The 24,092-nt window shown below is 56.7% G+C and carries 22 protein-coding genes; 12 read left to right on the top strand and 10 right to left on the bottom strand.

What is annotated here, in order from left to right:
* Positions 1-186 precede the first annotated feature (186 nt).
* A complete protein-coding gene (locus ACR0LN_RS03965) occupies positions 187-759 on the top strand; it encodes a Rieske (2Fe-2S) protein (protein WP_480427914.1) in 573 nt (190 codons plus the stop codon).
* Positions 760-774: 15 nt separating this feature from the next.
* Here the strand turns inward: ACR0LN_RS03965 and ispG are convergent, their stop codons facing one another.
* The 3 genes from ispG to hemA form a co-directional block, all read right to left on the bottom strand.
* Positions 775-1,896 (bottom strand): flavodoxin-dependent (E)-4-hydroxy-3-methylbut-2-enyl-diphosphate synthase, encoded by a 1,122-nt coding sequence (ispG, locus tag ACR0LN_RS03960; protein WP_480427913.1) that lies wholly within the window; start codon positions 1,894-1,896, stop codon positions 775-777.
* 71 nt (positions 1,897-1,967) lie between these two features.
* Positions 1,968-3,179 carry a helix-turn-helix domain-containing protein gene (locus ACR0LN_RS03955; RefSeq protein ID WP_480427912.1) on the bottom strand — a complete coding sequence of 404 codons (1,212 nt, stop codon included), beginning with the start codon at positions 3,177-3,179 and terminating at the stop codon, positions 1,968-1,970.
* A gap of 128 nt (positions 3,180-3,307) precedes the next feature.
* A complete protein-coding gene (gene hemA / locus ACR0LN_RS03950) occupies positions 3,308-4,531 on the bottom strand; it encodes a 5-aminolevulinate synthase (RefSeq protein WP_480427910.1) in 1,224 nt (407 codons plus the stop codon).
* Positions 4,532-4,846: 315 nt separating this feature from the next.
* On the opposite strand from hemA, the gene ACR0LN_RS03945 reads away from it, so the two are divergent.
* On the top strand, positions 4,847-6,232 hold the full coding sequence (locus tag ACR0LN_RS03945) for a M20/M25/M40 family metallo-hydrolase (protein WP_480427909.1): 1,386 nt from the start codon (positions 4,847-4,849) through the stop codon (positions 6,230-6,232).
* Between the two features lie 132 nt (positions 6,233-6,364).
* Here the strand turns inward: ACR0LN_RS03945 and lpdA are convergent, their stop codons facing one another.
* Positions 6,365-7,759, bottom strand: coding sequence for a dihydrolipoyl dehydrogenase (gene lpdA / locus ACR0LN_RS03940; RefSeq protein WP_480427908.1), 1,395 nt, complete (start codon positions 7,757-7,759; stop codon positions 6,365-6,367).
* Between the two features lie 216 nt (positions 7,760-7,975).
* Between lpdA and ACR0LN_RS03935 the strand changes: the two genes are divergently transcribed.
* Positions 7,976-8,410, top strand: coding sequence for a hypothetical protein (locus tag ACR0LN_RS03935; RefSeq protein WP_480427906.1), 435 nt, complete (start codon positions 7,976-7,978; stop codon positions 8,408-8,410).
* On the opposite strand, the gene ACR0LN_RS03930 is transcribed toward ACR0LN_RS03935, so the two are convergent.
* The 4 genes from ACR0LN_RS03930 to ACR0LN_RS03915 all read right to left on the bottom strand — a co-directional run bounded on the left by ACR0LN_RS03930 (position 8,407) and on the right by ACR0LN_RS03915 (position 14,940).
* The gene (locus ACR0LN_RS03930) at positions 8,407-8,985 is read right to left on the bottom strand and encodes a DUF924 family protein (RefSeq protein WP_480427905.1); all 579 of its coding nucleotides are present in this window, start codon (positions 8,983-8,985) and stop codon (positions 8,407-8,409) included. The genes ACR0LN_RS03935 and ACR0LN_RS03930 overlap by 4 nt on opposite strands.
* 110 nt (positions 8,986-9,095) lie before the next feature.
* Positions 9,096-10,367, bottom strand: coding sequence for an MFS transporter (locus tag ACR0LN_RS03925; protein WP_480427904.1), 1,272 nt, complete (start codon positions 10,365-10,367; stop codon positions 9,096-9,098).
* 111 nt (positions 10,368-10,478) lie between these two features.
* Complete coding sequence (gene queA / locus ACR0LN_RS03920; RefSeq protein ID WP_480427902.1) at positions 10,479-11,525, bottom strand: tRNA preQ1(34) S-adenosylmethionine ribosyltransferase-isomerase QueA; 1,047 nt, start codon at positions 11,523-11,525, stop codon at positions 10,479-10,481.
* A 31-nt stretch (positions 11,526-11,556) separates the two neighbouring features.
* Positions 11,557-14,940 (bottom strand): YhdP family protein, encoded by a 3,384-nt coding sequence (locus ACR0LN_RS03915; protein ID WP_480427901.1) that lies wholly within the window; start codon positions 14,938-14,940, stop codon positions 11,557-11,559.
* A 68-nt stretch (positions 14,941-15,008) separates the two neighbouring features.
* Here ACR0LN_RS03915 and ACR0LN_RS03910 point away from each other — a divergent pair, with 68 nt between their 5' ends.
* The 6 genes from ACR0LN_RS03910 to aqpZ all read left to right on the top strand — a co-directional run bounded on the left by ACR0LN_RS03910 (position 15,009) and on the right by aqpZ (position 20,082).
* On the top strand, positions 15,009-15,470 hold the full coding sequence (locus tag ACR0LN_RS03910) for a peroxiredoxin (protein ID WP_480427900.1): 462 nt from the start codon (positions 15,009-15,011) through the stop codon (positions 15,468-15,470).
* Positions 15,471-15,555: 85 nt separating this feature from the next.
* On the top strand, positions 15,556-16,371 hold the full coding sequence (locus ACR0LN_RS03905; protein WP_480428355.1) for a ferritin-like domain-containing protein: 816 nt from the start codon (positions 15,556-15,558) through the stop codon (positions 16,369-16,371).
* Positions 16,372-16,550: 179 nt separating this feature from the next.
* Positions 16,551-17,876 (top strand): DUF5930 domain-containing protein, encoded by a 1,326-nt coding sequence (locus ACR0LN_RS03900; protein ID WP_480428354.1) that lies wholly within the window; start codon positions 16,551-16,553, stop codon positions 17,874-17,876.
* Positions 17,866-18,366 (top strand): bactofilin family protein, encoded by a 501-nt coding sequence (locus ACR0LN_RS03895; protein WP_480427898.1) that lies wholly within the window; start codon positions 17,866-17,868, stop codon positions 18,364-18,366. The genes ACR0LN_RS03900 and ACR0LN_RS03895 overlap by 11 nt, the downstream gene beginning before the upstream one ends.
* 96 nt (positions 18,367-18,462) lie before the next feature.
* Positions 18,463-19,272: a M90 family metallopeptidase gene (locus ACR0LN_RS03890; RefSeq protein WP_480427897.1), complete on the top strand. Its 810-nt coding sequence runs from the start codon at positions 18,463-18,465 to the stop codon at positions 19,270-19,272.
* 123 nt (positions 19,273-19,395) lie between these two features.
* A complete protein-coding gene (gene aqpZ, locus ACR0LN_RS03885) occupies positions 19,396-20,082 on the top strand; it encodes an aquaporin Z (protein WP_480427895.1) in 687 nt (228 codons plus the stop codon).
* Positions 20,083-20,124: 42 nt separating this feature from the next.
* Here the strand turns inward: aqpZ and ACR0LN_RS03880 are convergent, their stop codons facing one another.
* Together ACR0LN_RS03880 and ACR0LN_RS03875 are read right to left on the bottom strand one after the other, a co-directional pair.
* The gene (locus ACR0LN_RS03880) at positions 20,125-20,673 is read right to left on the bottom strand and encodes a peptidylprolyl isomerase (protein ID WP_480427894.1); all 549 of its coding nucleotides are present in this window, start codon (positions 20,671-20,673) and stop codon (positions 20,125-20,127) included.
* The gene (locus ACR0LN_RS03875; protein ID WP_480427893.1) at positions 20,666-21,172 is read right to left on the bottom strand and encodes a peptidylprolyl isomerase; all 507 of its coding nucleotides are present in this window, start codon (positions 21,170-21,172) and stop codon (positions 20,666-20,668) included. The genes ACR0LN_RS03880 and ACR0LN_RS03875 overlap by 8 nt, the downstream gene beginning before the upstream one ends.
* Before the next feature lie 135 nt (positions 21,173-21,307).
* Here ACR0LN_RS03875 and ACR0LN_RS03870 point away from each other — a divergent pair, with 135 nt between their 5' ends.
* The 3 genes from ACR0LN_RS03870 (at position 21,308) to pdhA (ending at position 24,088) form a co-directional block, all read left to right on the top strand.
* Entirely contained in the window at positions 21,308-22,498 is a 1,191-nt protein-coding gene (locus ACR0LN_RS03870; RefSeq protein WP_480427891.1) for a phosphoglycerate kinase, read from the top strand.
* Positions 22,499-22,622: 124 nt separating this feature from the next.
* Positions 22,623-22,922, top strand: coding sequence for an FtsB family cell division protein (locus ACR0LN_RS03865; protein ID WP_058280581.1), 300 nt, complete (start codon positions 22,623-22,625; stop codon positions 22,920-22,922).
* Between the two features lie 176 nt (positions 22,923-23,098).
* The gene (gene pdhA / locus ACR0LN_RS03860) at positions 23,099-24,088 is read left to right on the top strand and encodes a pyruvate dehydrogenase (acetyl-transferring) E1 component subunit alpha (protein ID WP_480427890.1); all 990 of its coding nucleotides are present in this window, start codon (positions 23,099-23,101) and stop codon (positions 24,086-24,088) included.
* The last annotated feature ends 4 nt before the right edge of the window (positions 24,089-24,092 follow it).

The raw sequence follows: 24,092 nt of genomic DNA, 5'->3' as shown, positions 1-24,092 counted from the left end.
ATCCCACAACCGTTTTTCGATCTCAGTGAAAGTACTCGACTTTTCCAAGTCCATTCAGGCCTCAAGAACTCGAGGGCTTTTTCAATTTATTCAGGCAGACCCTAAGCTAGCTTATCAATAGCAGTGTATTGCTCTAAAAATTCTACCAGAACGCGACTAACTGAACCAATTTAGAGCAGCTATTAAATGAAGAAGAATGTATTTCTGTACTACCTGACCGCAGGGTGGGCCCTGTTCACGGTCGCAACCGGGCTGTACTTTCTGTTTTCCAGCACGAAACCAACGGCTGACATCGTAGCCTACTACAAAAACAGGCCAGGCACTGTCCAAACAAAAAGCTGGGCGCCCGGTGATGCGAAATTGCTGAACATCAAAGGAAAGCCGGTTTTAGTTTGGCGTCGTGACCTCACAGAGATGGCGATTGCCATGGAGCAATTCGACCCCAGTATCCCTGTGGAAGATTGGTCTGAGGTGTTGAACAACGGCGCGCTTGAGCGGGAACTTGGTCCTGAACGCTTTGCACGCCTTGAGTGGTTCATCGTCAGCCCGATAAGTACAGCGGGGCTTGGGTGTATTGTGTATTCAAAGGCCGGAGACTTCGATGGATTCTTCGATCCGTGCCGAGGTGCGCATTACGATATGTGGGGCCGCCGCCGAAAAGGCCCAACCAACGAAAACTTAAAGGTGCCACCTTACAAGATCGGCGAGCACGGACAATTTGTTGTTATTGATGTCTCAAGACTGCCATCACCGAGATAGGTGACCCAACCCGCCCTACTCAGCCGCTTCTGCCGCCGCGTCCAGTTCCGCCGCTTTCTTCTCGACCTCTTCCACGATGTGGTCGATCATCTGGTCGTTGGACATCTTGTGGCTCGCCTTTCCAGCCAGATAGACCATGCCCGATCCTGCCCCGCCGCCTGTAAAGCCGACATCGGTCATCAGCGCCTCACCGGGGCCGTTCACGACGCAACCGATGATTGACAGGCTCATCGGGGTCTTGATGTGTTCCAGCCGCTGCTCCAGCGCTTCCACCGTCTTGATCACGTCAAACCCCTGTCGGGCGCAGGACGGGCACGAGATGATGTTCACGCCGCGATGACGCAGCCCCAGAGATTTCAGGATCTCATAGCCAACCTTAACCTCTTCGACCGGATCGGCGGACAAGCTGACGCGGATCGTGTCGCCGATCCCCATCCACAGCAGGTTGCCCAGACCGATGGCGGATTTGATGGTGCCGGACACCAGGCCTCCGGCCTCGGTGATGCCAAGATGAATGGGCGCGTCGGTGGCCTCGGCAATGCCCTGATAGGCAGCAGCCGACAGGAAAACGTCGCTGGCCTTCACGCTGATCTTAAAGTCGTGAAAATCGTTGTCCTGCAGAATGCGGATATGCTCTAGCCCGCTTTCGACCATCGCCTCGGGGCACGGCTCACCGTATTTTTCGAGCAGATGTTTTTCCAGGCTACCAGCGTTCACCCCGATGCGGATCGAGCAACTGTGGTCACGCGCAGCCTTGATGACCTCTTTCACACGTTTTTCATCGCCGATATTGCCGGGATTGATACGCAGACAGGCCGCACCAGCCTCGGCAGCTTCGATCCCGCGGCGATAGTGGAAATGGATGTCAGCCACGATCGGCACCGGGCTTTCGCGGACAATCTCTTTCAGAGCTTTTGAAGACGCCTCATCCGGGACAGACACCCGCACAATATCGGCCCCCGCTTCGGCCGCGGCCTGCACTTGCGCCACGGTTGCTGCCACATCAGTCGTCAGGGTATTGGTCATGGTCTGCACAGCGATAGGCGCATCGCCACCAACGGGAACATTTCCGACCATGATCTGACGGGATTTGCGGCGGTAGATATTGCGCCACGGGCGAACGTGATTAAGCGACATGAGGACGGATCCAAGACAACCTGAGTTGTGTCTTTAGATAGTCTGGCTAGGGGGCCATCGCAATGGCTAGATCACTCAGCTGGTTCTTCCGAAACCTGCGCCTGAAGTTCGGCCACCAACTGTTTGAGCGCGCTGTTCTGTTCAGCCTCAAGATCGGCTACGGCATAAGCCTCAGCAACCGCATCCTTAGACAGAACCACACCCTTTGCCACGGTCCCAGGCGCACCGACCGGTCCGAAATGTTCTCCGTTCATCGAGAAGAACACAGATCCGGCTGCACCAGCACGCAACTGCGGCGGCTCTTCGGTTAGTGGCACTTCAAACACACTGCCCTGCTCGACCGTTCCGAGTGTCCCTTCGAAAATCACACTGCCATCAGCGGCGGTAACGCGCATCCAGGCGGGGTTAACCGCGACTATCTTGAGTGTCGTATCAATCTGCTCGACCACTTGGGGTAGTGCCGGGCGTTCAACGGTGTGCACCTCGGCCACTTCGATCTTGGGTGGCTCCTGCGGCAGGAAAGTGCCAACCTTTCGCGGATCAAGCGTGGAAATTGGCGCATCGCGGGCGACCAGAACGGGAATATCCAGCGCTTGTGGGCGATACAAACGGTCCAGCGCCTCGGCACTGGGCGTATCGGCGACGGTAATCTCAGCTTCAACGCTTGTACGAGCCGCATCCAGCGGATCGAGATCAGACAAGACCACTGGCGCCTGTTCAACAGGACTGACCTGCACCTGCTGAATTTTGTTTAGAACCGACCAACCGCCGTAACCTATCCCGCAGATAACCGCGATCAGGACCAGCGATGAACCGATAGCGCGCGGCTCAATCTGGCTGACAATGGACTCGCGCCCCGGAATGTAGGGTGTATTGGGCGAAATAAACGGGTCACGGCCCATTGGACCACGCGCTGGCAAGTCACCCGAGGGTTTGCGCACCACCGAGGCTTCGGCGGACATACCATGCGCGACTTCGAATCCGCTTTCCTTGCAAAACGCTGCAAAAGTCTCGTCCGGATTCATCCCCAGATAGCGGGCATAAGAACGCACATACCCGGCGATAAAGCCGGGCGTGTCGAATGCGTCAGGATCGGCATCCTCAATGGCAGCGATGTAGTTGGCTTTGATCCGAAGTTCGCGCTGCACGTCCAATAGAGACTTGCCCATGGTAGCGCGCTCACCGCGCATCATGTCGCCTAGCCGTACCTCGTAATCGTCGTAACCTTTCGGTCCAACGTCGGTATCATCCTTGGAATCGCGCTGAGATCTGCGCCCAATCATCCCTGCTGCCCCATTCTGCCTGCGCGTGTTTCACGCTAACGGCGAATCGCCCCATTAACGATTCGTCCGTTGATTTTGTTAGCTTAAGCTTAGCACATAGCAAACACGATGCACACTTTGGCGTGAGGTTAACCCGCGAGTTCGGCGCGATTTAGCGCACAATGTGACCAAAGTTCGTCCATGGCCTGCACCAGACGGTTCATTTCGTCGGGTCCGTGAACGGGTGAAGGCGTAAAGCGCAAACGCTCGGTTCCGCGGGGTACGGTCGGGAAATTGATGGGCTGAACGTAGATGCCGAAGTCATCCAGCAACCGGTCGCTCAGGATTTTTGTATGCACCGGGTTGCCAACGATCACTGGCACAATATGGCTGCCGTGGTCGATCAACGGCAGGCCCAAACCTTTCAGGCGCAGCTTGAGGATCTTGGCTTGTGTCTGGTGCTGCTCACGCAGTTCTGGCGCAGTTTTAAGGTGCGCCACCGACGCCGCAGCACCTGCCGCAACCGCGGGCGGCAGTGACGTTGTAAAGATGAAACCCGGCGCGTAAGAGCGCACGGCGTCACACATTTTTTCACTGGCCGCAATATAACCACCCATCACGCCATAGGCTTTGGCAAGGGTACCATTGATGATGTCGATGCGATGAGCCAGACGATCGCGTTCGGTGACACCACCGCCACGCGGGCCATACATGCCAACGGCGTGCACTTCGTCAATATAGGTTAGCGCGCCGAATTCGTCGGCCAGATCGCAGATCTCTTCGATCGGACCAAAATCACCATCCATCGAATAGACAGACTCGAACGCGATCAGCTTTGGCGCTTTGGGATCGTCCGCTTCCAGCAGCTTGCGCAGATGGGCGACGTCATTGTGCCGGAAGATACGCTTGGCACCGCCATTGCGACGCACACCTTCGATCATCGAAGCATGGTTCAGCGCGTCAGAATAAATGATCAGGCCGGGGAACAGTTTCGGCAGAGTGCTCAGCGTCGCGTCATTGGCGATGTAAGCACTGGTGAACAGAAGCGCGGCTTCTTTGCCATGCAGATCGGCCAGCTCCGCCTCAAGCTTTTTGTGATAGACCGTCGTGCCAGAGATATTGCGTGTACCACCCGACCCTGCCCCGGCGGCGTCAACAGCCTCGTGCATCGCGTTCAGGACAACCGGATTTTGCCCCATGCCCAGATAGTCGTTGCCACACCACACAGTGATATTCTGCTGCGACCCATCTGGGCGCGTACGTACCGCGTGCGGGAAATGACCATTACGGCGTTCGATATCAATGAAGGTTCGGTAACGTCCTTCATCATGCAGCCTGGCAATCGCTGTATCGAGCTGAGCAGTATAGTCCACCGGTGTCTCCTTGCGTGCCCAACCAACGCTTGTATCGGCCGGACGTTCTTTTATGACACTTGCATCGGATGAATCCGAATTTGCGTCAATGCGTTCCCTTGAGCCACTACGTATAAACGACACAGAGATCACATATTTGATTTGCATCAAATATCCCTTCGCACCCGTCTCGACAAGTAAAGTTACGGCACACGGACGCGAGGAAACGACGCAGGCAACCGAACATATATCCAACATGGTATCACAAAGCATACTGGACGGCACCGATGGCGCTGTTAGGGTTCGGGCAAATATCATTCCAAGCAGGAGCCCCCTATGTCGCTGGACGCTGTTCTGAACCGCATCGACACCGATCTGCAAACCTCGATCGACCGCTTGATGGAACTGCTGCGCATTCCGTCGATTTCCACCGATCCGGCCTATAATGCGCAGGTCGATCAGGCTGCCGACTGGTTGGTCGCTGACCTGCAAAGCATTGGCATCACGGCGGAAAAACGCGAAACTACCGGCCACCCGATGGTCGTCGGCCATGTCGGCGAGGACAGCAACGCACCGCATGTTCTGTTCTACGGGCACTATGACGTGCAACCCGTTGATCCATTGGAGCTGTGGAACCGTGACCCGTTCGATCCGGCGATTGAAGACACCGACAATGGCCCTGTCATCCGTGGCCGCGGATCTTCAGACGACAAGGGCCAGTTGATGACCTTTGTCGAGGCGTGCCGCGCATGGAAAGCCGTTTATGGCTCCCTACCCTGCCGCATCACGTTTTTCTTCGAAGGCGAAGAGGAATCAGGCTCTCCGTCCCTTGTACCGTTCCTGCGTGAAAACGCGGCTGAGTTGAAAGCCGATCTGGCGCTGGTCTGCGACACCTCGATGGTCTCGCGCGGCGTACCGTCCATTGCGTCGCAACTGCGCGGCATGCTCAAGGACGAGTTCACCATCATTGGCCCCCGCATCGACCTGCATTCGGGTCACTACGGCGGTCCCGGCCTGAACCCGCTGCGCGAACTGTCGAAAATCGTCGATTCTTTCTATGACGACGAAACTGGCCGTGTGGCCGTAGAAGGCTTTTATGAAGGTGTCCACGAAGTGCCCGCCGATCAGCTGCGCCAATGGGAGAGCTGCGGCTTCGATGAAGCCGAGTACCTCAACTCAGTTGGCTTCTCTCAACCGCATGGTGAGAAAGAGTATTCCACCCTGGAACAGCAATGGGCGCGACCAACGCTCGAGGTTAACGGTCTTTGGGGAGGCTATAACGGAGCCGGGTCAAAAACGGTTATACCATCGCAAGCTCACTGTAAAATTACCTGCCGTCTGGTCGGAGATATGAATCCAGACGCCTTACGCGACAAAATCCGCAAGCACGTGGAAGAACGCCTGTCACCTGATGCCAAGGTTGAATGGGATTATGACCTCGAAGGAGCCCCTGCCTCGGTCATGAACCTAGACCGCCCGGAATTCGAAGCCGCCCGCGGAGCCCTTTCAGATGAATGGGATCGAGAAGCCGTATTTACCGGAATGGGCGGTTCGATTCCGGTTGTGGGCTATTTCAACACGGAACTCGGGTTGGATTCGATGCTGGTTGGCTTCGCCAACGATGATGACGCCATACACTCTCCGAACGAGAAATATGACGTGAAGAGCTTTCACAAAGGCATCCGGTCGTGGGCCCGCATTCTGGATGCTTTGACGAAGTAAGAATTTTGCGAGGCTCTGCCTCGCACTCCGAGATATTTTAGGCCAGATGAAGTTCGGATCCCTTGCTTCATCTGGCTCTAAATATCTCGGGGGAGTCGCGGCTTGCCGCGGCGGGGGCAGCGCCCCCTTCCGTTACATGTGAATTACGCGTCCATAAGCATCCAGCACACTTTCGTGCATCATTTCTGACAAAGTCGGGTGCGGGAATACCGTGTTCATCAGGTCTTCTTCCGTGGTCTCCAACTGGCGACCGACGATATAGCCCTGGATTAGTTCTGTAACTTCCGCACCGATCATGTGGGCGCCCAGAAGCTCTCCGGTCTTGGCGTCGAAGACGGTCTTGATCAACCCCTCGGGCTCACCCAAAGCAATGGCCTTGCCGTTTCCAATAAAGGGGAAACGACCCACCTCGATGTCATAGCCCAACTCCTTGGCCTTCGCTTCGGTGTAACCAACCGAGGCGACCTGTGGCTGGCAATAAGTACAGCCCGCGATACTTTCGGGTTTGACCGGGTGCGCGTGCTTGCCGGCGATCAGCTCGGCCACCATGACGCCTTCATGGCTGGCTTTGTGCGCCAACCACGGCGCGCCAGCGATATCCCCGATAGCATACAGCCCTTCCACACCGGTGCGACAGAACTCGTCAGTAATGACATGAGTGCGGTCGATTTTCACGCCCAGAGCTTCAAGCCCAAGATTTTCGACATTGCCGACGATGCCAACGGCTGAGATAACTGTATCAAAGTCGTGTTTCTCGACCTTACCCTTGATCTCGATATGCGCAGTGACTTTGCCCTTGGCGCGGTCCAATTGCTTGACCATCGCCTTTTCCATGATGGTCATACCTTGTTTGGTAAAGGCTTTTTTGGCCAGCCCACTAATCTCGGCGTCTTCGACGGGCAACACTCGGTCCATTACCTCGACGACAGTCGTGTCAGCGCCAAGTGTGTTGTAGAAACTGGCAAATTCGATCCCGATCGCACCCGAGCCAATGACCAGCAGCTTCTTGGGCATCCGCGGCGGCTGCAACGCGTGCTTGTAGGTCCAAACCAGGTCGCCATCAGCTTCCAGTCCCGGCAACTCACGTGCACGGGCGCCTGTGGCCAGAACGATGTTCTTGGCAGTCAGCTCTTCGGAACCTTTTTCGGTTTTGACCGACACCTTACCCTTGGCGGGGATGGTTGCCTCGCCCATCACAACCGTGACTTTGTTCTTCTTCAGCAGATGGCCAATGCCACCCGAAAGCTGCGCAGCCACCCCACGCGAACGTTTGACAACCGCATCCAGATCGTAACCGACCTTGTCAGCCTTTAGACCAAAATCCTTGGCGCGCTCCATCAAGTGGAACACCTCGGACGAGCGCAACAGAGCTTTCGTCGGGATGCAGCCCCAGTTCAGACAGATACCGCCCAGGTGTTCACGCTCAACAACGGCTGTTTTCAGACCCAGCTGTGCAGCGCGAATAGCCGCAACATATCCGCCAGGACCGGCGCCGATTACGATCAGATCAAAAGATTGTGCAGCCATGTTTTCCTCTCGGCACAGGTCGATGTGAAAATTAGTTTACCATTAAACTAAATTGAGCAACGCATCAACACACCTTACCCGCGACAAAAGCGACGCAGGGTAAAGAGCGGTGGTTTCCGCGGTTTTCAGCCTATACCGGACATTCAACAATGGCTAGAACATAGGGGTCGGGTATACTCGCTCTTTCATAAACCCAAGTCATTCGAGAGGCTTACCATGGCCAATACGCTCAAGGATCTGCTGCTTGCTCTGCTCAATGCCACTCTTATCCTGGTGGCGTTATGTTTGTTTCTGGGGTGGAAATTGGCTTCTACCGTAGAGAACGTGACCGCAGTCTTTTCTGAAAAAGTGCAAGTTGTCGCGCCATTGAAGGATGAAATTCGCGGTGTAAGAGGCGAACTTGCAGCCCTGCGAAGCGATTTGGCGACAATTCAGGCTACGGATTTTTTTGCTGATGATGCCGCCAGCGAGCGCCTGACCGCGGTGCTGAGCAAGCTTGATACTTTGGAAGAAAGAATGCAAGGCGCTCAGACCCAAGTAGCTGAGATCACCGAATCCCCGGATGCTCTTATTAACACGGCGATAGAAAAATCGGCCGACACGGTAGCCGACCGAATTATCGCTATCAGAGGATGCGTGCCGGCGTCTTAACCGGCGGCCTGCAGTTCGCGAACTGTCGCACCGTAGCCGCCCATATTCACATAGGCCACTTCATGCTCTGTCATCGGGCGTTCCAGCGCTTCATTGCGATAGGGGAAACGACCAAACTTGCGGATGACTTCACGGTGCGCGCGAGCGTGCAACAGATTGCCTTGATCGCTGTCCGTCATGTTTTGACACATTAAACGCACGCAACGTTCCTGATCGCACAGATTTTCCGAATGCATCATCGGCAGGTAAAAGAACTGCCGGGCGGGTTCGTCGATCTTCAAATCCCAACCCTTGTCCACCGCGCATTTCGCTGCTGAAAGCGCCGCCCGATCAGACGCGAAAGCCTTGGCGCTGCCCCGGAACATGTTGCGCGGGAACTGGTCCATCAGGATGATGTAAGCAAGCGAGCCGCTGGGGTATGTCAGCCAAAGCGAAAACTTGCCTTCATTCGCGGCTTCCCACGTGGTCAAAAACCGTTCGCGAATTTCGGCATCCAAAGCGTCGTCTTGTAGATACCAACCCTTGGGACCAATCTCATCTAACCAAAAACTCAATACTTCTTCAGGACCTGCCATTGCCCTAAACTCCGTCGTGTTGCCCTCCCCAGGGACGTAAGGTCATTTAAAGCCGTTTTACAGTTTTGTTACAGTAAAAAATTGCAACACTTGCGACATAATCGTGTTTCCTAAGCAACATCTTGCGCCTCGGCCTCGGCTTCGGCAGCTTCGATCGCAACTTCCTGCGCCACTTCAAGCGCCACAGGTGAGGCAGTTGGGTAGAACGGCGACATGGTTCCGGTTTCATCAACCGGAATCGCGGCACGCTGGGTCGTGCGGTACAGGGCGTAAACAGCCATAGTTACAAGCAGCGCTGCAATGAACAGGAAGAAACCTTGCGGACCGAAGACAGCATCGCCCATCAGCCAACCCGTGATGAGCGGACCTGCAATGGCACCCAAGCCGTTGATAAACAGCAGCCCACCCGAGGCTGCGGCCATATCTTCGTGATCCAAAAAGTCGTTGGCGTGGGCAATCAGCAGTGAATAGAGCGGGTTTGACATGCCGCCAATCACGAAGGCCGCACCCAAGAGGATCGGAAAAGTAAAGCCGAACATCATGCCCGCGATAGCAGCGGCTGCCCCTACCCCGGCTACAAGCATAATAAGCGTACGCCGGTCCATTCGATCTGACATCCAGCCCAATGGGTACTGCAATACCAAAGCGCCAATGTAGAACGCCGCAATAAACGTGGATATTTCAACAAGCGTCAGACCTGCCCGAGCGCCGTAAACCGACGCCATACCGAACTGTGCCGAAAACACTCCGCCCAAAAGGAACATCCCCACGCAGCCCAGCGGCGAATACCCGAACAGCTCACGCAGTGTCATCGGCTTGGTTGTGTCGAACGCCGGAGTTGGCGAGATCGAAAGCAGAATGGGTGCAAATGAAATGGAAACCAGAATGGAGGCGACCACAAAAGTGTCAAATCCAGCCGGATCACCCAACAGCACCAACCCCTGCGCAGTGATCACGCCCGTCATCTGGAAAATCATGTAAAGCGACAGAGCCTGACCTCGGTTCTCGTTACTCGCCGCATTGTTCAGCCAGCTTTCTGCCGTCACATATACACCGGAAAAGCAGAACCCGATCACCACGCGCCCCAGAATCCAGACCACCGGATTGGTCATCAACGGATACAGGATCATCACAGCAGAAATGAATGAAGCCAGCGCCGCAAAAACCCGTACATGGCCGACTCGTCGGATCATCTCAGGTGCCAGGCGCGATCCCCCCAGAAAACCCAGAAAATACGCGGACATCACAAAGGACATTTCCAGGGTGGAAAAGCCTTCAATCTCGCCACGGACACCAAGGATCGTTCCCTGCAGGCCGTTTCCGACCATCAACAGGCAAATACCGAGAAGAAGCGCCCATGCGCTGGACAGAACCTGAAGCATTTAGGTCTCCGAAAAATGCCGACCGGATTATGGATTCGTTTTGATATGAAAAACGGCTCTGGTCGTGCTTGTCTACGACATTGACATGGACCGATCCCGACAACGCGCCCCTTATGGGATCAAAAGCGACGCATCGCCATAGGAAAAGAACCGGTATTTCTGTTCGATTGCATGGGCATAGACGTCACGCATCCGGTCCTGCCCCATCAAGGCCGAAACCAGCATCAGCAGAGTTGATTTTGGCAGATGAAAGTTGGTCATCAGCGCGTCTGTCACGTGAAATTCGAAACCGGGATAGATGAAGATATCTGTATCGCCTTCCCAAGCTTCGATCTTGCCTGAGCGCGCCGCGCTTTCGATCAGACGCAGCGCAGTTGTACCCACGGGGATAACCCGCCCTCCGGCGGCTTTGGTAGCACGGATTTCCTCGGCAGCTGTGGCGCTGACCCTTCCCCACTCGGCGTGCATCTTATGGGTCGTGACATCCTCGACCTTGACCGGCAGGAAGGTGCCCGCGCCCACATGCAGCGTGACATGGCTGAGCGTGACGCCGCGCTCGGCAAGGGCCTTCATCAGCGCTTCGTCAAAATGCAACGATGCCGTCGGTGCCGCAACCGCACCCGAGTTGCGCGCCCAGATCGTCTGATAGTCGGTCTTGTCCTGCTCGTCCGCCGGGCGTTTGGCGGCAATGTATGGCGGCAGAGGCATCGCACCGGCCCGTTCCAACGCCGCGTCGAAATCATCGCCGGTCAAATTGAACCTCAGATAGGCTTGCCCTTCATCGACCCGGTCCAACGTTGCGCTAAGATCGTCCGAGAACTGGATTTCTTCACCCGGCTTGACCTTTTTTAACGGCTTGATCAGTGCCGCCCAGGTTCCATCGGCTTGAGGGTCAAGCAAAGTCGCCTCGATCGCAGCCGAAACCGGACCTTGCGCGCTGTCGCGATGGCGGCGACCATTCAGGCGCGCGGGAATGACGCGTGTGTCGTTCAACACCAGCCGATCGCCGGGCTGCAGCCAATCGGGCAAATCGAACGCATGCGCATCCGAGACGACATTGCCATGGGCCACCAGCATACGTGCGGACGACCGCGGGCTGGCAGGCCGCGTGGCAATAAGGTCTTCGGGCAGATGGAAATCAAAATCGCTGAGTTTCATGGCCGCGCCATACAGCGCCGTTCAACCCAATTCAACGTTCCTCTGCACTCGACCCGAACGTCTTTTTGGGCTGATCCGGTTTGACTGGTTGCGCATTTGGCCCATCGGAGACTTTCGGCGCTGGAGGCCTCAGCAGGTTCCGCAGAAAAAGTGGAGCCAACCCGGACAGCGGATTGACCGACACTTTCGGCTGCCGCAGTGGTCCGGTCAGGGTATAGTTGAAACCGATGACACCCTCACCCTTTTTGGTGAAAACGCTGCCAATCGCATTCACCAGATAGATCGGAGAGATCGCTCCGCGAAGGTTCAGCATCCCCGAAACGGTATCAATTGTACCGTCGAACGACAGGCCCATCGACGGCCCAACCGCGCTACCGCTAAGAACTTTTACCTCGGTCGGCGTAATCCGCATCCGGCTTTCGATAGTCGCAAAAAATATGCCCTGACCTGCCATCTCGTCCAGCAAACCAACCAGACTGATAGCGTTTAGCAAAGCAGCCATGGCCGGGGCGTCCTTGATCCGTGTGTTCGAGATTTTTGCGATTACATCGTAGTTTCCGGGTCCTGCCACCGGCTCCAGTTGCACGTTCAAGGACCCACCCCGCGCCTGAGTAATCATGCCCGCTGACCGGAGCACCGCACCCGCATCGCCAGATGTCAGCGTCACCGCACTGCGGCCCGAACGCGGAGAGACCTGCCCGCGCACAGGGGCGCCTCCGTTCACGCTGGCATTGAATGAGCCATTGACGCCGCCCGTGGTTTGAAACGCGCCTTTGAACCCGGTCAATGCTATGGTCTCGGTGACTTGCAGGCGATCCAGCGCCACATCCAGTCGGGGCCCGGCGCCAGATCCGCCGCCGCCGCCGCCGCTGCTGCCAAATGTTGCGCGCCCAAGGTTCATCACTCCGCCGAGAACGCGGATGTCGGGCACCGAACCCCCACGATTTACCAGTTCGGCCGGAACCGCCAACCAGTTCCCCAAATCGAACGAACTGAACTGAACGCGGTCAAAATCTCCCTGATTGAAAGAAATTGACCCGGTGGTGCGCAATCCTGCTGCGTTCAGCTTGAGTTCATCCACGCGCAGGTTTTCCCCTAGCGTTGCTGCAACCGTCATCGTGCCTTTTGTGCTTGCCCCCTTACGCCACCCCAACTCCGGGATCGCCAAGGAGACCCCCACCAGATCGGACGAAGCTGTGAGTTTCGGTGGCTCTCCCGCACCCATGCCCAATTCAATATCGGCAGTGCCCTGACCGGTCAGCATCCCCTGCGGCAAACCTGCCTTTAGTTCAGTCATAAGACGAGGAGACAACTCAATCTGGCCGGTCAATTCGCTGCGTTGGGTTTCAGTGCCGCCAATCGGTTGCCGCCAATTTGCCTGTATCGGAACATCACCGAACAACCCGGCACCTCCGACCTCGACCTCTGTCTGGTCACCTTCAAGCGTCAGAAGGTCGGCACTGACCGAAAAACCGGGCACAAGTCGGTCGCTTTGAACGTTGTCGATTTCACCGAGGAAATGAAATTGAGTCTCATCGAACTTGAGCCCCTTTTTCATGGGCAACGCCAAGGTTCCCGAGAGCGCCACCTGCCCGTTCGCCACATCCACTGGCAAGTTCGCCTTGGTCAGCAACTGCAATGGCGGGCGGTCGAGCAAAGACATAGCCGCCGTCACGCTGCCCTTAGCCGTAATCCGGGTGATCGAAGGGGACACACCTTTGATACTGGTATCGGGGATGATGAACGAAGTCCCCGTGGCATCAACCGCACCACCCTGATCAGCGATGACAACCCCAGCTTCCGCCGTGGCGGTAAATCGGTCATTGATCAGGCTGGCCTGACCCTGAGCTTTCTGGATAGGTGGTAGGGTCTTGGCAAACCTGATCTTGGCTTCGTCAAAGCCGAAATCCAGATAGATATCCGGTTTCGCATCGGGTTTCAGGCGCAATGCGAAATCCACGTCTGAAAACTGACCCTCGAACAGGTTTTCTGCCACCCATTTACGCGGCTTCGAGGCCAACCGTTCCGGCCAGTAGTTCAGCAAATGATCTGCGTTCATACTGTCCAGATGCGCATCCACTTGTGCCGACCATCCCTCTGATTCACCGCGTAGATTTCCCGAAGCCAGCAGCCGGTAGTTCGCGTCTTCGACCATCACTTGACCCAGGCGCATTTCGAACGGGGCAAGTTTCATCTGCAAATCAAGATCGGCGCGCGCAAGATCCAGTGGTTCAGGAAACAGGTTCGCAGGATTGATGTTGATATTGCTGAGACTCAACTGAGAGGTCAGGCTATCCAGCGCGCCGTTTTCGATACCATGCAAAAATGCCTTCCCCTCGGCCTGAAAAGCTCCCCAAGCCGAGACCACTGCCATCTCGTTGAAATCCAGTTCCTGACGGCTGGGGTCATAAGTAAAGTAGGTGCTGGCCGACTCAAACGGTATCGGGCGCGTTTCCTGCGTCGGTTGAACCGCTCCTGAACCAAGATTTAGCGTCGCATAAACCGGGCCCAAAGCTGCATCGGCATCCACGCTCCCTCGCAATGCCCCGGAAATCGGTGCCTTTAAAACCTGCATCCACGACAGCGCAAGGCTTTGACCCGCAAGATCTTCGGCGGGCAAGTCATTGATTGAAATTCCAAACTGCGCCTGCGGCGTCCCTAGAAGGCTGGTGTAATTGGCCTCAATCGAGCTGGCGTAATCTCGTCCGGTCAGAACCGAAAAGCCAGTGGCCAAATGCATCTCATCGCCGCTGCGGTTAATGGTGATGTGACCGCCGTCAAAAATCCAGGCCCGACCAAGGCGCAGGTCCTGATAGTCCAACGTCAGCGATTCCAGCTCGACCGACCGCAGACCTGACAATATGGGCGACAAAAATACATCGTCGGATTGCTCGATCAGCTGCGCCAGATCCGGCGCCTTTTGCACCGGCGCACTGCCCGCTCCGACAGTCAGTGTCAGCGCGCCGTCCAGACCGCGGGTCAACGTAAACTGCGCATCCTGTACATGAATGCGCCTTGGCCGGATCTGTCCACGCAGCAAGCCGCGCATGGACAGCCGGGTCTGCAGTTCAGACACCTGAGCAATCTGCTGACCTGCTGCGTCGCTGATCGTGACATCTGTAAGCCGCAACCGAGGCCGCCACTCTTCATTCACGATAAAGCTGGCGTCACCAAATCGGAATTGCAGACCACCAAGACTTTGCTCGAGACGATGCTCTACCTTCTTTCGCAGCCATTCGGGTGCATGCAGGTTCTGACCAAACAGAAAAAACCAGCCCGCAAACAGTAGCAGGCCCAGCGTCAGAATTGTCCAACCGGAAAAATGCGCAGCTTTACGACGGCGCGAACGGCGGTGCCGGGGCTTCTCCGGTCGCGTCGCACTTTTTTCTTCGTGCTGCACCAATTTTCTATCCACGCCTTTTAACCCGCTCGTGCCGCCCTATGATGACGGGCAGCCCTTAAAAAACTTTAGCGGAGTTTCCAATGCCCGACGTTTCAGACATCGCCCCTGATTTCACTTTGCCCCGCGACGGGGGGGGCGAAGTTACCCTGTCCGCCCTGCGCGGTGGCACCGTAGTTTTGTTCTTCTATCCCCGCGATGATACGCCGGGCTGCACGAAGGAATCCATCGGTTTCTCGGAACAACTTCAAGCCTTTGCCGATGCGGGTGCTCAAGTTTTCGGCATCTCGCGCGATAGCGTGGCCAAGCACGACAAATTCGTCGCCAAACATAACCTGACAACCCCGCTGTTGTCAGATGAAGGCTCTACCGTATGCGAGGACTACGGCGTGTGGGTCGAGAAGAACATGTACGGGCGCAAGTCGATGGGCATCGAGCGGTCAACCTTTGTCATCGACGCCGAAGGCAAGATCGCCAGGCTGTGGCGTAAGGTCAAAGTCCCCGGCCACGTGGATGAGGTACTTGAGGCCGTCCGCGCGCTGTGACCCCTCTCGACCACGGTCGTCATCCGGTTTAAGACCCGAAAAATAACGTACGCGGAGACATGCAGTGTCCAAAACACTGACTGAGATGGCGACCGAAGTTCTGAACACGGCAGATGGGCGGGAAAAAACCGCCCTGTCCAAACGCTATGCCGCCGCTTGGTTTGCGTCGCGCAAGGGCGATGCGCTCACGATCGAGGTCGGCACCGCGATACCACCATTGCAGCCAGCCCGCCCGGATCGGCCCGAACTGCTGTCTCCGCGCGAGGTGCCAAAGCGTAAACCCGGAACCGAGGCGGGCCGGATCGCCCTTCTGCACGCGGTTGCCCATATCGAGTTGAACGCAGTCGATCTACACTGGGACATCATCGCCCGCTTTGGTCACGTGCCGATGCCGGTTGGGTTCTACGACGACTGGGTCAAATGCGCCGAAGAGGAATCGCGCCATTTCGAGATGGTCTGTGATTGTCTGGAAAGCTTTGGCAGTCACTATGGCGCCCTGCCCGCCCACGCCGGGATGTGGCGCGCAGCCGAAGATACGGCCGAAGACCTGATGGGACGTTTGGCGGTTGTCCCGATGGTGCTTGAGGCGCGCGGGTTGGACGTAACTCCGGGCATGATCGACATCTTCCGAAAGGCCAAAGCCGAGCAGGCCATCGCCGCGCTAGAGGTTATCTACGCAGAAGAGGTCGGCCATGTGGCCTATGGTTCGAAATGGTTCCATTTCCTGTGCGGGCGCGAAAACGCAGACCCCAAGGACGTATTTCACCAACTGGTCCGCCGTTACTTCCATGGCGTCCTGAAACCGCCCTTCAACGAAGAAAAACGCGCCGAGGCCGGGTTGCCGCCCGATTTCTATTGGCCGCTGACCGAGGATCTGCCTGCGCCTGGATCCGTGCGATAAACGCACTCAACCTGACGTTATCGGCAATTTCCTGCCGAGAATTGGCGGGAAATAGATGGTTTCATGTGTGAACTAGTTAACATTCTTGCCCAAAGCACGCGTGCCCTCTATGCAATGCGTCCAAGGGACGGCGATCACTCATGACCGATCCCGATCTTGGGGATGAGAGGTATAGACGCGTGCGAACCCGTCTGACGATCAAATTACACTCACTGCTTGAGCGGCATTTCCCGGAGCGCCGGGTTTTCCTGAAATCTGACAATGACACGCGGTTCATCCGGCTCAGCTCGGAAACTCAGATCGCCGCGGTTGCCGGGGTTGCCGTGATCGTAGGTTGGACAGCGGTCGCTACGGCGATCCTGCTGATGGACAGCATCGGATCGGGCAATTTCCGCGAGCAGGCAAAGCGCGACCAGGCGACTTATCAGCAACGTCTGAACATCCTGTCCGCAGAGCGCGATGCTCGGGCACAAGAAGCCCTGGCTGCGCAAGACCGCTTTAACGCGGCGCTCGAACAGATTTCAGTGATGCAGTCCGAGCTTCTGGCGTCGGAAAACCGCCGCCGTGAGTTGGAAACAGGGATTGAGGTCATCCAGACAACCCTGCGAACCACAATGAAACAACGCGAAGAAGCCCGGACCGAACTGGCGGGCATGCAGGCCGAAACCGGTGACGGCGACATGTACGTGACCACTGTTGCCCATCCCGACCAAATGAATTTCATGACCGAGGCGCTGGTCCGCACGGCAGCTGAACGCGACCAGATTGCCGCCGACGCTCAAGACGCGCTTGACCAGCGCGCAGAGCTTGAGTTGGAAATCCAGCTGATGCAGGAACGCAGCGACGAGATTTTCCGCCAGCTGGAAGAGGCGATGGTGATCTCAGTCGAACCGCTGGACAAAATGTTCCGACAGGCCGGTATGCCTACCGACCGAATTATCGAAGAAGTTCGCCGTGGGTATAGCGGCATGGGTGGACCCCTCACCCCTATCTCTTTCAGCACGCGCGGTGAGGACCTGACCCCCGACGAAATCCGCGCGAACGTGTTGCTGCAACAGATGGATCAGCTGAACCTATACCGCATCGCCGCGGAGAAGGCCCCCTTTGCAAGCCCGGTACACGACGTCGTGCGTTTTACTAGCGGCTTCGGCACGCGACGCGACCCCAAGACTGGCGGTCGTCGCATGCACAATGGGGCTGATTTTGCCGGCCCCCACGGCACCGATATCTTTGCAACCGCTGATGGTGTGGTCACTCATGCAGGCTGGCAGTCCGGTTTCGGCAGGCTGGTGAAGATTAAACACGCCTTCGGAGTTGAGACACTTTATGCACACAACACAAAGATCCGGGTCAAGGTTGGCCAAAGGGTCTCGCGCGGGGATCATATTGCTGATATGGGTAGCACCGGACGGTCTACCGGCACGCATCTGCACTATGAAGTACGCGTTGACGGTGTGCCCAGAAATCCAATGACTTACATTAAGGCTGCGAGAAATGTTTTCTAAGAACAAAATCAACGAGCCCGCACCGAGCACCGCTGAAACGGCAAAGCCTGCCGCTCCGGCGACACCTGCGGCCCCTGCCCCGACGGAAAGCAAGGCCAGCACCGCGCCCAAGCCCAAACCTCCGGCATCGGTTCTGTCCTCGGATCTGCACATCACCGGCAACCTGAAGACCACCGGCGATATTCAGGTTGAAGGCACGGTTGAAGGCGACATCCGTGCGCACCTGCTGACCATCGGCGAAACCGCTACCATTAAAGGCGAAGTGACCGCCGATGACGTCGTCATCAACGGCCGCATCGTGGGCCGCGTACGTGGCCTGAAAGTGCGCCTGACCTCGACCGCACGCGTCGAAGGCGACATCATCCACAAGACCATCGCCATCGAAAGCGGTGCGCATTTCGAAGGTTCGGTGCAGCGTCAGGACGACCCATTGAACCCAGGCCGCAGCGCCAAGTCGGGCGCCAACCCGGCAGCGGAAGTCAAGCAGTAACGCTGACCTCATACTCGTATTTCCGAACGCCGCAGGACATCCTGCGGCGTTTTCTTTTGCCCTTGCCGCGGGTCATGGTCGGTATAGGGTTCTGACATGTTGATCTTTTTCTCCGCCCTGCTGTTGATCGTTGGTTTTTTCCTTTATCGCCACTGGAGCAAATCTCAGGCGCGTCAGGAACTTCTGGCCACACCGTTGACCCGACATCAGCATGCCCTCATCGAACAACAGGTGCCACTGATCCGCCGCCTTCCCTCGGACCTGCGCACAAAACTTGATGGCAAGGTGAACCTGTTTTTGAACCAAGTGCAGTTCCACGGTTGCGATGGATTGGAGGTTACGGAAGAGATGGAACTGGCTATCGCCGCGCAAGCCAGCCTGCTGCTGGTTAACAGCGACCAATGGTATGACCACCTAACGACAATTCTGATCTACCCCAGCGCGTTCAAATCCCGTCAACGCAGACAAGAGGGTTATGTCGTCAGCGAGAAAGAGATCATCCGCACCGGCGAAAGCTGGGACCGCGGGCCGGTGATCCTGTCGTGGTCCCACAGCAAGCAAGGTGCAGCGAACGACCATGACGGCCAGAATGTGGTTCTTCACGAGTTTGCGCATCAGGTCGATGACCTGTCGGGCGGCACCAACGGCGTTCCAATCCTTAGCGATGGGCAGAGCTTTGCCGAGTGGGAGCGCGTTTTTCTGACCGCCTACGACGCTCATGTGCGCGCCGTTGAACGCGGCCAGCACACTGTAATCGACCCTTATGGAGCGGTGGGGCATGAAGAGTTTTTTGCCGTCTCGGTCGAGGTGTTTTTTGAACAACCTCGCCAATTAAAAGCCGCTGTACCCGAGGTGTATGACCAATTGTCCCTATTGTTCCGTCTGGATCCGGCGAGTTGGGATTAATTGCACATTTGCCCTTCGAAGTTTTACTCCTGCACAAGGCCAACAAAATTTCCCTCACTCCATCGTTTCACAAAATGTGATTTTTGAATTAACCTTAAATCAGTGTTTTCAGGAGGATAATTTATGTCATCAAAACTTATGGCCGAGTTCTTCGGCACGTTCTGGCTGGTGCTGGGCGGCTGCGGCAGTGCCGTTCTTGCAGCAGGCGTTGCCGATGTGGGCATAGGCTGGCTGGGCGTTTCCTTTGCATTCGGCCTGACGGTTCTGACCATGGCCTATGCAGTTGGTCACATCTCGGGCGGACATTTCAATCCGGCCGTCAGCCTTGGTCTGATGATAGGCGGCAGGTTCCCAGCAAAGGATTTGATCCCCTATTGGATCGCGCAGGTAATCGGCGCGATTGCCGCCGCCGCCGTACTGTACCTGATCGTCAGTGGCGCGCCGGGCTTCGAAGGCGTCGGAGGGTTTGCCTCCAACGGGTACGGAGACGCCTCGCCCGAAGGCTATTCGATGATGTCAGCCTTGGTGATCGAGATCGTGATGACCGCGTTTTTCATCATCGTAATTCTTGGCGCAACATCCAATTTTGCCCCCGACGGGTTCGCCCCGATCGCCATTGGCCTATGTCTGACACTGATCCACCTGATTTCGATCCCGGTGACAAACACGTCGGTCAACCCGGCCCGTTCAACCGGGGTGGCCCTGTTTGCCGATAGCCCTGCTTTGGCACAGCTTTGGCTGTTCTGGGTCGCGCCGCTAATCGGTGCTGCCATCGGAGCGCTGATCTGGCAGGCAATGGGTGACGACTAAGCTAAGAAAGCCCCGATGTGATTTGCATCGGGGCTTTTTGGATTACTCGGTAACAGTGACCTTTTTCATCGCGTCCGGCTGACCAATCACCGCGCCGTTTGGGCCGTCGCCACGTTTGATCGCGTCAACCACGTCCATACCGTCTGTGACTTGACCAACGACCGTGTATTGGCCGTTCAGGAATGGACCGGGTTCAAACATGATGAAGAACTGTGAGTTCGCGCTGTCAGGGTCTTGAGCCCGCGCCATGCCCACAACGCCACGGTCGTAGTTATAGTCCGAGAACTCGGCGGGTAGATCAGGACGATCCGAGCCACCCGTGCCAGCGCGGCGCATGTCCCCACCGATACGGCCAAACTCGACATCGCCGGTCTGTGCCATGAAGCCGTCAATCACGCGGTGGAAGACCACTCCGTCATACTTGCCTTCGGCGGCCAGGGCGCTGATCTGCTCAACATGTTGCGGTGCGAGATCTTCGAACAGGTCGACGGTGACGGTGCCGTTGGCGCCCTCACCTTCGATTTCGATCTGAAGCCCAGTGGCCAGCGCGGGGCTGGCCAGCAGTGCAAAAGCAGCGGCCAACTTATACATCTGCTGCGACCTTGACGCTGATCATACGATCAGGGCTCGCAGGCGGTTCACCACGCACGATTGCGTCCACATGTTCCATGCCGTCGATGACGCGGCCATACACGGTGTATTGGCCGTTCAGGAAGTGGTTGTCTTTGAAGTTGATAAAGAACTGCGAGTTGGCCGAATTCGGGTTCTGTGAACGTGCCGCGCCCAGGGTACCGCGATCATGGGGCAGCTTGGAAAATTCCGCCGGAACGTTCGGCAGCGACGAGCCACCGGTACCCGCCATACGAATGTTGAACCCGTCTTCCATGTCGCCATGCTGCACGTCGCCGGTTTGCGCCATGAAGCCGTCGATCACACGGTGGAAGGCCACGTTGTCATACTCACCACCCCGGGCCAGCTCTTTCATCCGGGCGCTGTGCTGGGGGGCTACGTCGGGCAGCAGCTCAATGACGACATTGCCGTCTTTCAGCTCGATGATGATGGTGTTTTCGGGATCCTTGATCTCGGCCATGAGGCCCTCCTGTCGTTTGTCTTGCGCAAATACCTATGACGCGAGCACATGAATGCCAAGTGACGCATTGACCTGAGGGCAAAATGAAGGAAAAGAACCGCCTAAATCTGTTTCAAATCTCTGAAGGATCGCACGATGGGCTGGAAAACTCTGGACGATATGGACCTGAACGGCAAACGCGTGCTGGTACGCGTCGATATCAACGTGCCAGTTGTGGATGGGGTCGTGACCGACGCTACCCGCATTCAGCGCATCGTACCGACGGTTCGCGACATTCTGACCGCAGGCGGTAAACCTATCCTGCTGGCCCATTTCGGTCGTCCGGGTGGCGAACGGCGCGAGAACCTGTCGCTGAAGCAACTCGTCCCCACGTTGGAAGATGCGTTTGGCTGTACAGTCCTGTTCGCTGCCGACTGCGTTGGCACTGAGGCTGAACTGGCCGCTGACGCCCTGCAGCCCGGTCAGGTCCTGCTGCTAGAGAACACCCGTTTCCACGCAGCCGAGACCAAAAACGACGCCGATCTGGCCGCAGGTATGGCCAAGCTGGGCGACGTTTACTGCAACGATGCCTTTTCCGCCGCGCACCGCGCCCACAGCTCGACCGAGGCCATCGCCCGCCTGCTGCCTGCCTGTGCCGGTCGCCTGATGCAGGCTGAGCTGGAGGCGCTGGAAGGCGCGTTGGGTGCGCCTAAACGACCAGTGACCGCCGTTGTTGGTGGCGCGAAAGTGTCAACCAAGCTGGAACTGCTGGGCAACCTGATCAACAAGGTGGACTATCTGGTGATCGGCGGCGGCATGGCAAATACCTTCCTGGTCGCTCAGGGCCTAAACGTGGGCAAATCATTGGCCGAGACCGCCATGAAGGACACCGCGGCTGAGGTTCTTGCAAAGGCCGAAAGCGCGGGCTGTACAATCGTTCTGCCGACTGACGTTGTGGTTGCGGAAAAGTTCGAAGCCAACGCGCCGCATCAGGTGCTGCCCGCCGATCAATGCACCGATGAAGGCATGATCCTGGACGCCGGCCCCGACAGCGTCACCGCCATCAACGACATCTTCGCCAAAAGCCAGACCCTGATCTGGAATGGCCCGCTGGGTGCGTTTGAAATCGAACCTTTCGACACCGCCACAAATGCCGCCGCCCTCAAAGCGGCAGCCCTAACAAGATCCGAGCAACTGATTTCGGTCGCAGGCGGTGGAGACACCGTGGCCGCGCTGAACGCTTCAGGTGCTGCCAAGGATTTCTCCTACATCTCGACCGCTGGTGGTGCTTTCCTGGAATGGATGGAAGGCAAGACCTTGCCCGGCGTTGCCGCGCTGGAGCAATAAATTCCGACAGCCTCAGCATTTTTGTCGGATCAGGGGATTCACAACCCGAATCACCTATGACATAGTGTTCGCAGATGTCCGGAAAGGGCACGGTATTGAGGCAGTTCATACGGCGGTAAACAGAGTGTCCCGTTCCCATCGGCCCGGTTTGGGCGCAGTCGTTTTCTTCATGGTGGCATTTATGCTGGGTGTGTATTTCACCTTCGCCGCCGTGCAGGGCGACTATGGCCTGTTCAGACGGGTCGAAATCGCAGCGGAACGGGACGCCCTGTCACAGGATTTGGCCAAGCTTGAGGCTGAGATCGCTGAAATGGAGAACCTGACCCGCCGGTTGTCAGATACCTACTTGGATCTTGACCTTCTGGATCAGCAGGCGCGCTCAGTTCTGGGCATGATCCGTTCGGACGAAATCGTTATTCGGTAATCCCGAGCCAAATTTTTCATCACAATTGCCCGTCCGACTGTACACTCAGGCCGATAATTTGGCCTGATTTCGCACGAAACGACGCTGCGTCACATTTACACTCGCCAGAAAGCCGTAAATGCTTTATGAGATAGTTTAACGCTAAACTATCTGTCCGAAAGGGGGAGATCGCCACAATGGCTGCGCGAAAAACCACAAAGAAACCAAATGTTTCTGCAGAAGAGCTTAAAACCTACTACCGAGAAATGCTTCTGATCCGTCGATTCGAAGAAAAAGCGGGTCAGCTTTATGGCATGGGTCTGATCGGTGGGTTCTGCCACCTCTATATCGGGCAGGAAGCCGTTGTTGTGGGCCTTGAGGCCGCAGCTAAAGAAGGCGACAAACGCATCACATCATACCGCGACCACGGTCATATGCTGGCCTGCGGCATGGAGCCCGGCGGTGTCATGGCCGAACTAACCGGACGCATTGGCGGTCTGTCCAAAGGCAAGGGCGGCTCAATGCACATGTTCTCGAAAGAGAAGCATTTCTACGGCGGCCACGGCATCGTTGGCGCGCAGGTCCCGCTGGGTGCAGGTCTGGCTTTTGCCGACAAGTACAAAGAGAACGGTGGTGTGACCTTTACCTATTTCGGCGACGGCGCGGCAAACCAGGGTCAGGTTTACGAGACCTTTAACATGGCAGCCATCTGGAGCTTGCCGGTGGTGTTCGTGATCGAAAACAACCAGTACGCGATGGGCACGTCTCAGGAACGCTCGACCTCGACCAAAGATATCTATCACCGCGGTGAAGCGTTCGGCATCCCGGGCGAAATCGTCGACGGTATGGACGTGCTGGCCGTCAAGGCCGCCGGTGAAAAAGCAGTAGCCCACTGCCGTGCAGGCAAAGGTCCGTACATTCTGGAAATCAAGACCTACCGCTACCGCGGACACTCGATGTCCGACCCGGCCAAGTACCGTACCCGCGAAGAGGTTCAGAAGGTTCGCGAACAAAGTGACCCGATTGAACACGTGCGCGAGATGCTGCTGTCTGGCAAACACGCCACCGAAGATGACCTGAAGGCGATCGACAAAGAGATCAAAGAGATCGTGAACCAGGCCGCCGAATTCTCAAAAGAAAGCCCCGAGCCGTCGCTAGATGAGCTTTGGACTGACATTTACGCCTGAGAGG

The sequence above is a fragment of the Ruegeria sp. AA6 genome (assembly GCF_056542865.1).
This window is presented reverse-complemented; position numbering and strand designations above follow the sequence as displayed.

Bases quoted from the DNA above. Each gene is read 5' to 3' on its own strand.
- ACR0LN_RS03965 (WP_480427914.1), top strand. From the start codon at position 187: ATGAAGAAGAATGTATTTCTGTACTACCTGACCGCAGGGTGGGCCCTG.
- ispG (WP_480427913.1), bottom strand. From the start codon at position 1,896: ATGTCGCTTAATCACGTTCGCCCGTGGCGCAATATCTACCGCCGCAAA.
- ACR0LN_RS03955 (WP_480427912.1), bottom strand. From the start codon at position 3,179: ATGATTGGGCGCAGATCTCAGCGCGATTCCAAGGATGATACCGACGTT.
- ACR0LN_RS03945 (WP_480427909.1), top strand. From the start codon at position 4,847: ATGTCGCTGGACGCTGTTCTGAACCGCATCGACACCGATCTGCAAACC.
- lpdA (WP_480427908.1), bottom strand. From the start codon at position 7,759: ATGGCTGCACAATCTTTTGATCTGATCGTAATCGGCGCCGGTCCTGGC.
- ACR0LN_RS03935 (WP_480427906.1), top strand. From the start codon at position 7,976: ATGGCCAATACGCTCAAGGATCTGCTGCTTGCTCTGCTCAATGCCACT.
- ACR0LN_RS03930 (WP_480427905.1), bottom strand. From the start codon at position 8,985: ATGGCAGGTCCTGAAGAAGTATTGAGTTTTTGGTTAGATGAGATTGGT.
- ACR0LN_RS03925 (WP_480427904.1), bottom strand. From the start codon at position 10,367: ATGCTTCAGGTTCTGTCCAGCGCATGGGCGCTTCTTCTCGGTATTTGC.
- queA (WP_480427902.1), bottom strand. From the start codon at position 11,525: ATGAAACTCAGCGATTTTGATTTCCATCTGCCCGAAGACCTTATTGCC.
- ACR0LN_RS03910 (WP_480427900.1), top strand. From the start codon at position 15,009: ATGCCCGACGTTTCAGACATCGCCCCTGATTTCACTTTGCCCCGCGAC.
- ACR0LN_RS03905 (WP_480428355.1), top strand. From the start codon at position 15,556: ATGGCGACCGAAGTTCTGAACACGGCAGATGGGCGGGAAAAAACCGCC.
- ACR0LN_RS03895 (WP_480427898.1), top strand. From the start codon at position 17,866: ATGTTTTCTAAGAACAAAATCAACGAGCCCGCACCGAGCACCGCTGAA.
- ACR0LN_RS03890 (WP_480427897.1), top strand. From the start codon at position 18,463: ATGTTGATCTTTTTCTCCGCCCTGCTGTTGATCGTTGGTTTTTTCCTT.
- aqpZ (WP_480427895.1), top strand. From the start codon at position 19,396: ATGTCATCAAAACTTATGGCCGAGTTCTTCGGCACGTTCTGGCTGGTG.
- ACR0LN_RS03880 (WP_480427894.1), bottom strand. From the start codon at position 20,673: ATGTATAAGTTGGCCGCTGCTTTTGCACTGCTGGCCAGCCCCGCGCTG.
- ACR0LN_RS03875 (WP_480427893.1), bottom strand. From the start codon at position 21,172: ATGGCCGAGATCAAGGATCCCGAAAACACCATCATCATCGAGCTGAAA.
- ACR0LN_RS03870 (WP_480427891.1), top strand. From the start codon at position 21,308: ATGGGCTGGAAAACTCTGGACGATATGGACCTGAACGGCAAACGCGTG.
- pdhA (WP_480427890.1), top strand. From the start codon at position 23,099: ATGGCTGCGCGAAAAACCACAAAGAAACCAAATGTTTCTGCAGAAGAG.